This window comes from Pseudomonas sp. DTU12.3 (assembly GCF_004124275.1).
In the GTDB taxonomy this organism is placed as follows: Bacteria; Pseudomonadota; Gammaproteobacteria; order Pseudomonadales; family Pseudomonadaceae; genus Aquipseudomonas; species Aquipseudomonas helmanticensis.
Genome location: NZ_CP027218.1, coordinates 2,810,163 through 2,824,219 on the forward strand (window position 1 = coordinate 2,810,163; position 14,057 = coordinate 2,824,219).

Annotated in this window: 11 protein-coding genes; 8 read left to right on the plus strand and 3 right to left on the minus strand. The window is 59.1% G+C overall.

Going from position 1 to position 14,057, the window contains the following annotated elements; all coding sequences use genetic code 11:
• Window positions 1-96: 96 nt before the first annotated feature.
• Window positions 97-1,275, minus strand: a complete 1,179-nt coding sequence (locus tag C2E19_RS12930) for a hypothetical protein (RefSeq protein ID WP_129392644.1) — start codon at window positions 1,273-1,275, stop codon at window positions 97-99.
• A 186-nt stretch (window positions 1,276-1,461) separates the two neighbouring features.
• On the opposite strand from C2E19_RS12930, the gene C2E19_RS12935 reads away from it, so the two are divergent.
• The 6 genes from C2E19_RS12935 to C2E19_RS12960 all read left to right on the plus strand — a co-directional run bounded on the left by C2E19_RS12935 (window position 1,462) and on the right by C2E19_RS12960 (window position 9,136).
• On the plus strand, window positions 1,462-2,394 hold the full coding sequence (locus tag C2E19_RS12935) for a LysR substrate-binding domain-containing protein (protein WP_129392647.1): 933 nt from the start codon (window positions 1,462-1,464) through the stop codon (window positions 2,392-2,394).
• Between the two features lie 233 nt (window positions 2,395-2,627).
• Window positions 2,628-4,052, plus strand: a complete 1,425-nt coding sequence (gene aldA / locus C2E19_RS12940; RefSeq protein WP_129392650.1) for an aldehyde dehydrogenase — start codon at window positions 2,628-2,630, stop codon at window positions 4,050-4,052.
• 156 nt (window positions 4,053-4,208) lie between these two features.
• Complete coding sequence (locus tag C2E19_RS12945) at window positions 4,209-5,528, plus strand: nitrate/nitrite transporter (RefSeq protein WP_129392653.1); 1,320 nt, start codon at window positions 4,209-4,211, stop codon at window positions 5,526-5,528.
• A gap of 1 nt (window position 5,529) precedes the next feature.
• Window positions 5,530-6,747 (plus strand): mandelate racemase/muconate lactonizing enzyme family protein, encoded by a 1,218-nt coding sequence (locus C2E19_RS12950; protein WP_129392656.1) that lies wholly within the window; start codon window positions 5,530-5,532, stop codon window positions 6,745-6,747.
• Between the two features lie 68 nt (window positions 6,748-6,815).
• Entirely contained in the window at window positions 6,816-8,429 is a 1,614-nt protein-coding gene (locus C2E19_RS12955) for a GMC family oxidoreductase (RefSeq protein WP_129392659.1), read from the plus strand.
• Between the two features lie 101 nt (window positions 8,430-8,530).
• Window positions 8,531-9,136, plus strand: a complete 606-nt coding sequence (locus tag C2E19_RS12960) for a DUF6338 family protein (protein ID WP_129392662.1) — start codon at window positions 8,531-8,533, stop codon at window positions 9,134-9,136.
• Between the two features lie 138 nt (window positions 9,137-9,274).
• On the opposite strand, the gene C2E19_RS12965 is transcribed toward C2E19_RS12960, so the two are convergent.
• Entirely contained in the window at window positions 9,275-10,174 is a 900-nt protein-coding gene (locus C2E19_RS12965; protein ID WP_129392665.1) for a LysR substrate-binding domain-containing protein, read from the minus strand.
• A 119-nt stretch (window positions 10,175-10,293) separates the two neighbouring features.
• On the opposite strand from C2E19_RS12965, the gene C2E19_RS12970 reads away from it, so the two are divergent.
• Both C2E19_RS12970 and C2E19_RS12975 read left to right on the plus strand, forming a co-directional pair.
• On the plus strand, window positions 10,294-11,661 hold the full coding sequence (locus C2E19_RS12970; protein ID WP_129392668.1) for an MFS transporter: 1,368 nt from the start codon (window positions 10,294-10,296) through the stop codon (window positions 11,659-11,661).
• 30 nt (window positions 11,662-11,691) lie between these two features.
• Complete coding sequence (locus tag C2E19_RS12975) at window positions 11,692-12,966, plus strand: glucarate dehydratase family protein (RefSeq protein ID WP_129392671.1); 1,275 nt, start codon at window positions 11,692-11,694, stop codon at window positions 12,964-12,966.
• A 120-nt stretch (window positions 12,967-13,086) separates the two neighbouring features.
• On the opposite strand, the gene C2E19_RS12980 is transcribed toward C2E19_RS12975, so the two are convergent.
• Window positions 13,087-13,971 (minus strand): LysR substrate-binding domain-containing protein, encoded by an 885-nt coding sequence (locus C2E19_RS12980; protein ID WP_129392674.1) that lies wholly within the window; start codon window positions 13,969-13,971, stop codon window positions 13,087-13,089.
• Between the last annotated feature and the right edge of the window lie 86 nt (window positions 13,972-14,057).

Consider the following 14,057-nt stretch of genomic DNA (forward strand, 5'->3'; position numbering starts at 1 on the left):
CCTTCGCGAGCAGGCGCGCTGCCACATTGAAATGCATTCCAGGGTGGGAGCGAGCCTGCTCGCGAACGCTATCTCATCGGCGCAATAACGGCTGGATCAGAAGTAGTAGCCGACGTTCACATACAACTGGTTCTCCCACTGATCCAGCCCACCCACACCCAGGCTCTGGGTGTAACTGCTGCCACCAATGTACGGATCATTCCGGCCAAACAGCCACTCGGTCGCGACCCACAATTTGCTCACCGAAAAAGAGCTGCCGAGGATCATTCGCTCTGAGGTCTTGAAGCCGCTGGCGGATTTGTCGAAGGCGCTGTAGTTGGCGTAGAGCTTGACGCCGCTGACCTGATCGAAGAGGTATTTGCCCACCACGTCATAGCTCAAGTCCGCGACGTACAGATTGCCGCGAGTGGCGACATTGTAAGTGCCGTCGTAACCACCGAGTGTGACCACTGCATCGCTGCCGGGATTGCGTGGCGACATCTGTTGCCGCGCCGCTTGCAGTTGCACGCCCCACGGGCCGTTTTTGCCCAGATAGTGAATGGCCACGGCGTTGCGCCGGCCATCGTTGTTGGTGTCTCGGTTTTGCAGGCTGGAGGTCAGGCCCGAAATGCCGACCTCCGATTTCCACGGGCCCAGATCGAGTGCCTTGGCGACGCGCAGCACCACGGTGTTGCGCTCCTGGTTGTCGCTGCCGTCGGCGACATAACTGTCGGCTTCGGAGACGATGCTCGAGTAGCTGACGCCATTGCTGGTGCCTTTGCCTTGCCATGCCGGGCGCAGGTAGTAACCGGCCTGGACGTTCCAGTCGCCACTTTGCTGGATGTATTTGGCGCCGACCTGTTGCACGTCTTCCAGGCCGATGACGTTGCCCAGGGTTTCGTAAAAAGTGCTGCCGAAATACGGCTGCAAGCCGAACGGCACGGTGTTCAGGCCGACTTGCACTTGCTGGTCGGGGTTGAACTTGTAGCCGACCCACGCGAACTTGGCGAACTGGATGTCGCCATAGTTTTTCGTGTACTGGTAAGGGTAGGAGCGACCGTAAAAACGGTATTGCGCTTCGCCGATCCAGCTGTCGGAATTGTACTTGGCGCTGAGGAATACCGTGTCGAGGCCAAACTTCTGTATGTCACGATCCGGGTCGAGGTCCCAGCGCGCACGAATGGCGCCGCCCAGATCAAGATTGTCGGTGACCTGCACGGCCATCGCCGGGGCGACAATGCTGCAGGACAGAGCGATGGCGGTGGTGCGCAAGCGAAAGGAAGCAGAGAAGGACATGGAGCGGCTCTCGATTGTTTTTATTAGAGATGCCGCGCAGTTTTGCTATCCGCCGATTGTTGAACAAACGATAAAAACGATGAGCAAACCTGCGTGGGATGCATGTTACTCGCAAATTCCTGTAGGACAGTCCGGCAGGCTCGTGGGATGCTTGGCATCTTGTCAGTGGTTTTCGAGTGCCTCGATATGAAACGCAAAATGCCTGGCCTGAACGCGCTCAAAGCGTTCGAAGTGGCCGGCAGCACCGGCAGCTTCACCCGCGCTGCCGAGTTGCTCAATGTCACCCAAAGTGCGGTCAGTCGGCAGGTGCGGCAACTGGAGGAACAGCTCGGTGAGAGCTTGCTGGAGCGCCGTCATCACCATCTGGAACTGACGTCCGCCGGCAAGGTGTTGCTGCGAGCCCTGCACCAGTCTTTCGACAAGATCGAACTGACGGTGCGCAGCATTCAGCAGAAAACTCATTCCAATCGTTTGCACATCAATGCACCGCCGACCTTCACCAGTCGCTGGTTGATGCCGCGGTTGGGCCGCTTGCGCGAGCGGCATCCGGAGCTGGAATTAAGCATTACCACGCGCTTGCAGGACAGCCTCGCCGAAACCAACACCCTCGATTGCGCGATCCGTTTCGGCAATGGCGAGTGGGACGGCCTCGACAGTTCGCTGTTGATTCAGGAGCGGCATATCGCCGTGTGCGCGCCGTCGTTATATGCCCGTGAAGTGGGCGAGCGGGGCGTTGATCTCAACCGCCTGACGCTGCTGCATGTGCTGGCCAGGGAAGACCAGCGCTATCTGACCTGGAAACACTGGCTCGACGCCGCGCGGATCACCGGTGTGGATACCCAGGGCGGGTATGAGTTCGATCTGCTGGACCTAGCCATTCAGGCGGCGACCGATGGTCTGGGCATCACCATTGCCGATTGGCATATGGTCGCGGCCGAGCTGGCCAGCGGGCAACTGACGCAAGTGCTGAATGTGCATGTGGAGGGGCATCAATCGTATTGGCTGGTGACGCGACCGGAGCAGACCGAGATGCCGCAATTACAGGTTTTTTCGCAATGGCTGCAAGAAGAAATCTGGCTGGCGCAACGCCAGTTAGAGCCCTCGACCGCTGCTATCTGAATCACCCTGGATCCCCTGTGGGAGCGAGCCTGCTCGCGAAAGCGGTGTGTCAGTGGACAATGTTGTGTCTGATCCACCGCTTTCGCGAGCAGGCTCGCTCCCACAGAGGGAGGGATGTAATTGAGGGTAACCTGCATTTTTCGAATGTTTGCCCGCCCGATAAATCGTTTGTTCAACCCGCCATCGATGACAAGACTGGCGGCATTGATAAAAACAAACGATGGGCGATGCACATGCGAATCGAGCGAAATTTTGTTAACGGCCAATTCATCGAGCCTGCCAGCGCGGCGCTGATCGCGGTCTACAACCCGGCGACCGAAGCGCTGCTCGGCCACGTCTCGGGTGCCACCGTCGAAGAAGCCACTGCGGCGGTCGACGCGGCGGCAACGGCGCAAAAGGTCTGGGGCAAACTCACCAGCATCGAACGCGCCGAACACCTGCGAACTTTCGCCACTGCCCTTGAAGACTGCGCCGAAGCCATCGGCACAGCGCTGGCCGCCGAGTCAGGAAAAAGCGTCAGCGACGCCAGTAACGAAGCGCGTTACGCCGCGCAGATCACCCGCTATCACGCCGAATGGGCGCGGCGCATCGAAGGCGAGATCATCCCCAGCGATAGCCCTGACGAAAACCTGTTCCTGCACCGCGAACCGATCGGCGTGGTGGCGTGCCTGATCCCGTTCAACTACCCGGTTTACACGTTGCTGCGCAAAATCGCCCCGGCGCTGATTGCCGGCAACACTGTGGTGGTGCGCCCGAGCAACAACACACCGACCTCGGCATTCGAGATCGCCAAAGCCGTGCAGCAGTCGGGCATGCCGGCCGGTGTGATCAATATCCTGACGATGGATCACGCCACGGCAGCAGCGGTTTGCACTCATAAAGCGGTGGGCCTGATTACCCTGACCGGCAGCGTCAACGCCGGGCGCATCGTCCTCGATTACTGCAAAACCAACATCGCCAAGCCGTCGCTGGAACTGGGCGGCAAGACCCCGGCGATCATCGAAGCAGATGCCGATCTGGAAGCGGCCGCTACCGCGGTCATCGCCTCGAAAACTACCCACTGCGGGCAGTTGTGCACGGCGGTCGAACGTGTCTACGTGCAGGAAAGCGTCTACGACAAATTCCTCGCGCTGCTCAAGGCGAAAATTGCCGAAGTGAAGTTCGGCGACCGTGCCACTGATGCGAGTCTGATGGGGCCGCTGGTCAACGCCAGTTCGCAGAAGAATATTCACGCCATGGTCGAGCGCGCCATTGCTGACGGCGCGACCCTCGAAAGCGGCGGCGTATTGCCACAAGGCGCCGGGCATTTCTATCCGCCGACGCTGCTCAGTGGCTGCCGGCAGGACATGGAAATCGTCCAGGAAGAGATCTTCGGCCCGGTGCTGCCAGTGCTCAAGTACCGCGACATCGACGAAGCGCTGGCGATGGCCAACGATCACCAGTTCGGCCTGTCATCGGTGCTCTACACCGAGAACTACCGCACCGCGCAGAAAGTCGCCAATGCCATCGAAGCCGGCGAGTTGTATGTCAATCGCACCCCGGCCGACCCGTATCAGGGTTACCACGCCGGCTGGAAACGCTCCGGCCTGGGCGGCGATGACGGCAAGCACGGCATGCTCGAATTCACCCAGACCCGACTTGTGGTCATGAAGTACTAGAAAGGCAGCTGCTGGCTGTGAGCTTCAAGCTGCAAGTAAGGGCAAACGGTGGCGGGCTTCGGCTTGCCGCGCGTAGCTTGAAGCTCGCAGCTGATTTTATCTAATAAAAACAATTATCAGGGGCGCCCGGACACCGGGCCGCCCGAGGTCACTTCAATGTCCAAGCATGCATCCTCTGCTGCCGCTGTTCAGGGTTCCGATTCGGCTGTGAGAAGCCAGAGCGACAAGGGAAGTCGCTATGTCCAATTGATGTTGCTGGTGCTCGCCGCTGGCGCGATCTACCCGATTCTCTATCTTCGCCAGGTCTATCAGACGACCATGCTCGAAGTGTTCCAGATCAACCACAGCGAGTTGGGTTATCTGTATTCGATGCTGGGCACGATCTTCCTGCTCAGTTATTTGCCAAGCGGTTGGCTGGCCGATCGCATTGCACCGCGCTTTCTGATTTTCTTCTCATTAGTGGCTACCGGAGTCTTGGGCCTTTGGTACTCGACCGCGCCGTCGATGACCGGGTTGATGATCATTTTTGGCTGCTGGGGCCTGACCACCGGTTTGACCTTCTGGGCCTCGGTACTCAAACGCGTGAAGATGATTGCGCATCACACCGAACAGGGGCGTTTTTTCGGCATCCTCGACGGTGGACGCGGATTGGTCGAAGCCTTGCTCGCGACCGTTGCACTGGGTCTGTTTGCCTTCGCCACCGAAACCCGTGGCGAGTCCACTGCCGAAGGTTTCAAGCATGTGGTCTATCTCTACGCCTTCACCTGTATCGCCATCGGCTGTGTGCTGGTGCTGATCAAGGATCCGAAGTCGATGGAAGAAACGCCGGCGGTGGAGAAGGGCAAGTTCAATCTGCTCAGCGACCTCACCACGTTGGTGAAAATTCCCGAGCTGTGGCTGGTCACCGCCATCGTGTTCTGCGGATACCACATCTTCTGGGCCACCTACAGTTTCTCCGACTACCTGCAAGGCAGCGGCATGACGGCGGTCATGGCCGGCACCATCACCACGATCAAACTGTGGATGCGTCCGATCGGTGGCATTGGCGGCGGCTGGCTGGGTGACAAGTTCTCCAATATTTCGGTGCTGATCGTCGCTCTGCTGTTGGCGAGTCTGGCCATCGTCGGGCTGATCGTGTTCCCGGGACTCAACAGCATGGGGCTGCTGATCGCTACGGTGATTTTCATCGGCCTGATGACTTATGCGATTCGCGGTCTGTACTGGGCGATTCTCGACAGTTGCAGCATTCCGCTGCGCATCACCGGCCTGGCTATCGGGATCGTCTCGGTGGTCGGCTACATGCCGGATGCCTTTATCCCGCTGATCAACGGCTACCTCACCGAACATTTCCCCGGTGCCCTCGGCTACAAGCTGTACATCGGCTACATCGCCACTATCGGTCTGGTCGGCATGCTCGCTGCTGTGGCCTTGCGTGCCCGAATCAATCGTCAATCTTCGAAAAAAGCAGGAGCCTGAGATGAAAATCATCGCCCTTGAAACCCATATCGTTGCCGTACCGCCACCGCACATCGGCGGCATGTACTGGCTGTTCGTCAAGCTCAAGACCGATTGCGGGATCGAGGGTGTCGGCGAGATCTACGCCGCGACCTTTGGCCCGAAAGCGATGTTGCCGATCATCGAAGACGTGTTCGAGCGCTATCTGCTCAATCACGACCCGCACCACATCGAACGCTTCTTCCGCCAGGCCTATTCCAGCGGATTCACTCAGCGTCCCGACCTGACCATGATGGGCGTGGTCAGCGGCCTGGAGATGGCCTGCTGGGACATCATCGGCAAAGCGGCGAACAAGCCGGTCTACGAATTGCTCGGTGGCAAGGTCAACGAACGCCTGCGCTCCTACACGTATCTGTACCCGGTCAACAGCCGTGGCGAGTACGACTACGACGACCCCGATCTGGCCGCCGAATGCGCCATCGACAACATGAACAAAGGTTTCACCGCAGTGAAGTTCGACCCGGCCGGGCCGTACACCGCGTACTCCGGGCACCAGATTTCGCTGGAAGTGCTGGAGCGCTGTGAGACCTTCTGCCGCAAGATCCGCGAAGCGGTAGGCGACAAGTGCGACCTGCTGTTCGGCACTCACGGGCAGATGGTGCCGTCGTCGGCGATTCGTCTGGCCAAGCGCCTGGAAAAATACGATCCGCTGTGGTTTGAGGAACCAGTGCCGCCGGGGCAGGAAGAGGCCATGGCGCAAGTTGCGGCCAAGACCAGCATCCCGATTGCCACCGGCGAACGCCTGACCACCAAATACGAATTTTTCAAGCTGTTGCAGGCCGGCGGCGCGTCGATCCTGCAGATGAACGTGGCGCGCTGCGGCGGCCTGCTCGAAGCCAAGAAAATCGCCAGCATGGCTGAAGCCTACTACGCGCAGATCGCCCCGCATTTGTACAACGGGCCGATTGGCGCAGCGGCGAGTTTCCAGTTGGCAACCTGCACACCGAACTTCCTGATTCAGGAAAGTATCGAGACCTGGGGCGGCTTCCACGCCGAAGTACTGACCAAGCCATTGCAGTGGGAAGACGGCTACATCATTCCGTCCACCGAGCCGGGCCTGGGCGTCGAGCTGAACATGGACGTGGTGCGCAGGCATTCGCCGTATACCGGCGAGCGGTTGCATTTGCAGATGGCGCCGAGCCCGGCTGACGTCAAAGACACCTCGCCGGCTCGCGGCTGACACAGCTTTTGATTGCTGAGCCCCCTGTGGGAGCGAATTTTGTACAACGACTTACGCGGTAACCGTGCATGACATACGACTACATCATCGCTGGCGCAGGCGCCGCTGGCTGCGTGCTGGCCAACCGGCTCTCGGCGTCGGGCAAACACACCGTGCTGTTGCTGGAAGCGGGCGGCAAAGACAGTTCGCTGTGGTTCAAGATCCCGGTCGGTTTCGCCAAAATGTATTACAACCCGACCTTCAACTGGATGTATTACAGCCAGCCACAAAAGCAGTTGGGCAACCGCGAGATCTACGCCCCGCGCGGCAAGGTGCAGGGCGGTTCCGGTTCGATCAACGCCATGATCTACGTGCGCGGCCAGGCTCATGACTTTGATGATTGGGCCGCCAATGGCAACGATGGCTGGGGCTTCAAGGATGTGTTGCCGTACTTCCGCACACTGGAAAACCATCCGTTGGGTGACAGCGAATATCATGGTGGCAGCGGCCCGATCAGTATTACGCCGATGAAGGGCCAGACGCATCCGATCTGCGATGTGTTTCTTGAGGGCTGCTCGGAACTCGGCTATCCGCGCAGTGAAGATTTCAACGGGGCAAAGTTCGAAGGGGCGGGTCTCTACGACGTCAACACCAAAAACGGTCAGCGCTGCTCCAGCAGCTTCGCGCATCTGCATCCGGCTCTGAAACGACCGAACCTGACCGTCGAGCATTTCGCGCTGGTGGATCGGGTGTTGTTTGATGACACGCAACAACGTGCGACCGGAATCTCCATTACTCAGCATGGCGTGATACGAACCTTCACCGCACGCAAGGAAGTGATCTTGTGCGCTGGCGCGGTCGACACACCGAAGATCTTGCAATTGTCCGGCGTGGCCGATAGCGGCTTGCTGGCCCGGCATGGCATTCCTCTGGTCAAGCACCTGCCGGCAGTAGGGCAGAACCTGCAGGATCACCTGTGCGCCAGCTATTACTACAAGGCCAATATCCCGACGCTCAATGATGAACTGAGTTCGCTGTTCGGTCAGTTCAAGCTAGGCGTGAAATACCTGCTGACACGCAAGGGCGCCCTGGCCATGAGTGTGAATCAGGCCGGCGGTTTTTTCCGTGGTGACGCGCAACAGAATCACCCGAACCTGCAACTGTATTTCAACCCGCTGTCGTACCAGATTCCGAAGAACAACAGGGCCAGCCTCAAGCCCGAGCCGTATTCCGGCTTCCTGCTGTGCTTCAACCCGTGCCGGCCGACCAGTCGTGGGCATATCGAGATCGCCTCGAAAAATCCCCGGGATGCAGCGTTGATCGATCCGAACTACCTGAGCACGCAAAAGGACATCGACGAGGTCATTCAGGGTAGCCGTCTTATGCGCAAGATCATGAACGCCCCGGCGCTCAAGAGCATCACGGTAGATGAAGTTTTACCGGGGCCAGCGGTGGAAACTGACGAGCAGATGTTGCAGTACTTCCGCGATAACTGTGGCTCGATCTATCACTTGTGCGGGTCGTGTGCGATGGGCGCTGACGAGCAGACGTCGGTGGTCGACAAGCGGCTGAAGGTCCACGGTTTCGACGGGTTGCGGATTGTTGATGCGTCGATTTTTCCGAATGTAACCTCGGGCAATACTCACGCAGCGGTGTTGATGGTGGCGGAGAAGGGCGCGGATCTGATTTTGCAGGATGCGTAATGAGTGGTGACAGTTGCGCGCGAGGGTTTTCAGCCGTGTGCACTAGGCTTTTGAGGGCGGTCGATAGTCAGATCGGCCGGTCTTTCAAGGAGCCTCGGATCATGGATGATCTGGTCAAAGAAGTTATTCCGCTGTTGCAGTACCTGATTCCCGGGTTTTTGTCGGCGTGGATTTTTTATTCGCTGACGGCGTTCAAGCGACCCGATACTTTTGGGCAGATCGTGCAGGCGTTGATTTTTACGTTTGTGATTCAGGGCGCGGTTTGGGGGATTGGCTCTCTTTGTTTGTGGGTGGGTTTGAAAGGATTTTCTGTAGGAACATGGGATGCTCGGGCCGAGGCTTTGTGGGCCTTTATTGTTTCAGTATATCTCGGTGGCTTTTCCTGTTACTTGGCTTCAAATGGGGTGTTGCATGCGTCGCTTCGCAAACGAGATCTGACGCGGAAAAACTCCCATCCCAGCGAGTGGTACAGCGCTTTTGAGGGACATGATCGCCTTGTCACTTTGCACCTGAGTGATGAGCGGCGATTGTTTGGCTGGCCCCAGGAGTGGCCCTCCGGTCCCTCGGAAGGACAGTTCATCGTGCTGAATCCACGCTGGCTTGGAGATGATGGCGAGGTGCTGCCTTTTGGCGCCGAATTATTGGTGATAGATTCTTCGAAAGTTCAGTGGGTCGAATTCAGTTCCGTCAAGGAGGTTTTATTATGAGTGCAAAAGAACCAACCCCCATTCCACCTCACATCGCACGCCTCTTTGTCGGTCCCGACGGTAAGCAGTTGGTAACACCGCTGGTTAGAGGACCCAGTGCGCCTCCACCGCTAAAGCGCTGATTAGAGCCACCAGCGACTAACCCCACCCCTCAGCCACCGCCCGGCGAATCGCTTCCAGCAACATCGCAAACGCCGGGTTGTCGTTATTCTCCCGCCAGATCAGATGCAGCTCGCTCTGCACCCCTTCGCCCAGATCGATATCGCGAAACACCACATTCCTGAACACCACACTGGTCGCACAACGCGGCACCAGTGCCAGGCCCATCCCGGCATTCACCAGTGCCAGAATCGTCAGCGACGACCCCAGCCATTGCACGTAATCCGGTGCAACCCGGGCCGAGCGCAGCATGCCGGTCAGCAGTTCGTTGAACGGCGGATAAGCGGCGTGGGAATACATCAGAAATGGCTGCTTATCCAGATCGTTTACGGCCACTTCAGCCGCGCTCGCCAATGGATGACCACTCGGTACCGCCAGTACAAACGGCTCGCGCACCAGGCATTCAGTGGCATATCCCGGCTCGAGTAATGGCGCACGGGCGATGCCCAAATCGATGCGTCGCGCGCGCAGGGCTTCGTGCTGCTGGTAAGTGTTCATCTCCGACAGATCGATTTTTACCTGGGGCTGTTTCAGTCGCGCCTCGGCGATAACCTTGGGCAGAAACTCATACACCGCGCTGCCGACAAAACTGATGTTCACCGAACCGATATCGCCTTCGGCAAACCGGCGGGCGATGACTGCCGCTTGCTGCGCGCGCTCCAGCAGGTTCTGTGCTTCGATGAAAAAAGCCCGGCCGGCGGCGGTCAGCGCGACACTGCGGGTGCTGCGGGTGAACAGCGCGACGCCGAGGTGATGCTCGAGCAATTGAATCTGCCGGCTCAGCGGCGGCTGGGTCATGTTCAGTCGCTCGGCGGCGCGGCGAAAGTTGAGTTCGGTGGCGACAGTGGTGAAGCAGCGCAGCTGGGTCAGTTCGAACATTGATCTAATCCGGGTATCAATCGAATGCCAGGTTAGATTAGACGGGATCAATGATCGCCGTCCATGATCGACTCAACGCTTTACGCCATCCCTAAAAAAACAAGATCGGGAGTCGCCCCTTGAAAACCTTCCAGAGTCCGCTGGACGTCACGGTCCTCGCCCGTGCCGCCGCCAAGGTCAAGCGCCACGTGCTGCCGCTGTTCGTGGTGATGTTCATCGTCAACTACATCGATCGGGTCAACATCGGTTTCGTGCGCAGTCATATGGAAACCGATCTGGGCATCGGCGCGGCGGCTTACGGCCTCGGCGCCGGTTTGTTCTTTGTGGGCTACGCGCTGTTCGAAGTGCCGTCCAACATGCTTCTGCAACGTTACGGCGCGCGGGTCTGGCTGACACGGATCATGTTCACCTGGGGCGCCGCCGCCATGGCCATGGCGTTTGTCAGGGGCGAAACCAGTTTCTATGTGCTGCGCTTTATTCTCGGCGCGGCCGAGGCGGGGTTCTTTCCGGGGATCATTTACTACTTCACGCAGTGGCTACCGGCCTCCGAGCGCGGCAAGACCATGGCGGTGTTTCTCAGCGGTTCGGCGATTGCCTCGGTGATCTCCGGCCCGGTCTCCGGTGCGCTGCTGCACATCAGCGGGTTGGGCCTGCACGGCTGGCAGTGGATGTTCTTGATCGAGGGCGCGGCGTCGGTGGTGCTTTGCGGGTTTGTCTGGTTCTGGCTGCAATCGCATCCGCGTCAGGCCAAGTGGCTGAGTGAAGAGGAGCGCGAAGCACTGGTCGCGGCGATTGCCGAAGAGCAGCAGGCCCGTGAAGCGGTGCAGATCGCCAAGCCGTCGATGTTCAAGCTGTTGGCGGATCGGCAGATTGCGCTGTTCTGTTTCATCTACTTCTCCATTGCCCTGACCATTTACGGCGCGACGTTCTGGCTGCCGAGCATGATCAAAAAGATGGGCAATCTCGGCGATTTCCAGGTTGGCCTGCTCAACTCGATACCGTGGATCATTTCGATTGTCGCCATGTACGGCTTTGCGGCGATGGCCGGTAAATGGAAGTTCCAACAGGCGTGGGTCGCGCTGACGCTGGTGATCGCGGCCGTCGGCATGTTCATGTCGACCACTGGCGGGCCGATTTTCGCCTTCGTCGCGATCTGCTTCGCCGCCATCGGTTTCAAGGCAGCGTCGGCATTGTTCTGGCCAATTCCGCAAAGCTATCTGGATGCGCGCATCGCCGCTGCGGTGATCGCGCTGATCAACTCGATTGGCAATCTCGGCGGTTTCGTCGCGCCGACTGCATTTGGTTTTCTCGAACAAACCACCGGCTCTATCGAGGGCGGCCTGTATGGCTTGGCTGGCACGTCGCTGATCGCAGCGGTGGTGATTTTCTTTGCCCGCACGGCGCCGGGTGCCAAAGGCAAAACCCCGGCAAAGCCCTATGACGACACCGCCGTTGTCGCGACGGCCAGCCCGGCTGCGAGCCATTGAATTGATTGTTGATCTGTCAGGAGCGTTATCTTGAAAATCACCCGTGTCACCGTGACCCCGATTGCCTTCCGTGATCCGCCGCTGCTCAACGCCAGCGGCATCCACGAACCCTTTGCGCTGCGCTCGATCATCGAGATCGAAAGCGACAACGGCTACATAGGCCTCGGCGAAAGCTATGGCGATGCCCCGGCGCTGGCGATCCAACAGCAGTTGCAGGCGCAACTGATCGGCCTCGATCCGTTCAACCTCAACCAGTTGCGCGCGATCGTGCAGGTCACCGTTGCCGCCAATAAACCTGCGAGCCTCGCCGGTGCCGAACTGGCGCCCGGTTCCCACGCCAGCAAAGCGGTGAGCAACGCCTATTCGGCGTTCGAGGTGGCATTTCTCGATTTGCAGGCGCATTACCTGAATGTGCCGCTGGTGGACCTGCTCGGCGGCGCGATTCGCGATGAGGTGCCGTTCAGCGCTTACTTGTTCTTCAAGTACGCGCAACATGTCGATTCGCCGTACAAACCGGACAACTGGGGCGAGGCGCTCAGCGAGCAGCAAATCGTCGCGCAGGCTGCGCGGATGATCGAGGCGTATGGTTTCAAAAGCATCAAACTCAAGGCCGGCACGTTGCCGCCGGAGCATGAGGTGGCATGCATCAAAGCCTTGAAAAAAGCCTTCCCGGACTATCCGCTGCGCATCGATCCGAATGGCAACTGGTCGCTGGAAACGTCTATTCGCATGGCCGAATTGCTCGGCGATGATCTGCAGTATTACGAAGACCCGACCCCGGGCCTCGATGGCATGGCCGAGCTGCACAAACGCACTGGCCTGCCGCTGGCGACCAACATGGTGGTCACCGACTTCGACGAGTTCCGTCGCAGTGTCGCGCAGAACAGCGTGCAGATTGTTCTCGCCGACCACCATTACTGGGGCGGCCTGCGCGACACGCAGGCGCTGGCGAAGATGTGTGACGTGTTTGGCCTCGGCGTGTCGATGCATTCCAACTCGCACTTGGGCATCAGCCTGATGGCGATGGCGCATGTGGCGGCGGCCGTGCCGAATCTGGATTACGCCTGCGACACCCATTACCCGTGGCAGGAGCCGGATGAAGAGGTAATCAAGGGTGGCAAGCTGTCGATTGTCGATGGCTGCGTGAAGATCAGCCGGGCAGCGGGGCTTGGCCTGGAGCTGGATCATGAGCAGTTGGGCAAGCTGCATGATCAGTACCTGACGTGCGGGATTCGCCAGCGTGATGATGTGCGGCAGATGCAGCGGTACAAGCCGGACTGGAAGGCGGTCAAACCGAGGTTTTGAAGTTGCCTCTGCCGGCCCCTTCGCGAGCAAGCCCGCTCCCACATTGGAATTCTGGCGCTCCCACGTCCGATGTGGGAGCGGGCTTGCTCGCGAAGGCGGCCTGATTGGCAACACCTGTCTTCAGAGTGTATGCACCAGCCAATCCCGAAACGCCTTGAGTGACGGCAAATTCTCATTGCGCGGCGGATACACCAGGTAATAGCTGCGCCGGCTGGTAATCGGCTCACCCAATTGCAGCAGCTCGCCACTGTGCAACTCATCCTCCACCAGAATCCTCGGCACCAACCCCACACCAATATTCGCCCGCACCGCCTGAATCAGGTGCGAAGTCATTTCAAAACTCGGGCCGATACGCATGCTGCGGTGTGGCAGGCCGTGATGGCTGAACCACTCCGCCCACGCCTGCGCATTGCTGCTGACATTGAGCAGCAATTGCCCGGCAATCTGTTGTTCGGCGTCATCGCGTTCAGCCGAGGACAGTTGCGCGCTGGCAATCACCACCAGTTCTTCGGTGTGCAGGGGCAGGGCGGTCAGCCCCGGCCAGTCACCGCCGCCGACGCAAATCGCCGCGTCGATTTCGCTGGTATCAAAGTCGATCGCTTCGATACGCGAATGCAAGTGCACGGTCATGCCCGGATGCGCGGTGTAGAAATCCTTCAGGCGCGGCAGCAGCCATTTCGAACCAAAAGTCGGCAGCGTCGCCAGACGCAAACTGTGAATGCCCGAACCAAAAGCCATCGCCTGCAACGTCGCACTGCGAATCTGCCCCAGCGCTTCCGCGAGTTCACGCTGATACATGCGCCCGACGTCGGTCAGCACCACTTGCCGACCTTCGCGAGTGAACAGGCGCATGCCGAGCATTTTCTCGAGAATCTGCACCTGCCGGCTGACCGCACTCTGCGTCAGCGAGAGTTCATGGGCGGCGCGGGTGTAGCTTTCGTGGCGCGCGGCAGCCTCGAAAGCCAGCAATAACGACATGGAGGGGGTGAGCGTGCGCGGATTCATTCGTAAAAGTCATCAATAGCGGGTCGAATTTACGGTTGTCCCGATGTCCTGCAGCAATGAACATGGGCGTCATTAGATGGCGGAGC

Coding starts and splice junctions, on each gene's coding strand:
- C2E19_RS12930 (WP_129392644.1), bottom strand. CDS start 1,275: ATGTCCTTCTCTGCTTCCTTTCGCTTGCGCACCACCGCCATCGCTCTG.
- C2E19_RS12935 (WP_129392647.1), top strand. CDS start 1,462: ATGAAACGCAAAATGCCTGGCCTGAACGCGCTCAAAGCGTTCGAAGTG.
- aldA (WP_129392650.1), top strand. CDS start 2,628: ATGCGAATCGAGCGAAATTTTGTTAACGGCCAATTCATCGAGCCTGCC.
- C2E19_RS12945 (WP_129392653.1), top strand. CDS start 4,209: ATGTCCAAGCATGCATCCTCTGCTGCCGCTGTTCAGGGTTCCGATTCG.
- C2E19_RS12950 (WP_129392656.1), top strand. CDS start 5,530: ATGAAAATCATCGCCCTTGAAACCCATATCGTTGCCGTACCGCCACCG.
- C2E19_RS12955 (WP_129392659.1), top strand. CDS start 6,816: ATGACATACGACTACATCATCGCTGGCGCAGGCGCCGCTGGCTGCGTG.
- C2E19_RS12960 (WP_129392662.1), top strand. CDS start 8,531: ATGGATGATCTGGTCAAAGAAGTTATTCCGCTGTTGCAGTACCTGATT.
- C2E19_RS12965 (WP_129392665.1), bottom strand. CDS start 10,174: ATGTTCGAACTGACCCAGCTGCGCTGCTTCACCACTGTCGCCACCGAA.
- C2E19_RS12980 (WP_129392674.1), bottom strand. CDS start 13,971: ATGAATCCGCGCACGCTCACCCCCTCCATGTCGTTATTGCTGGCTTTC.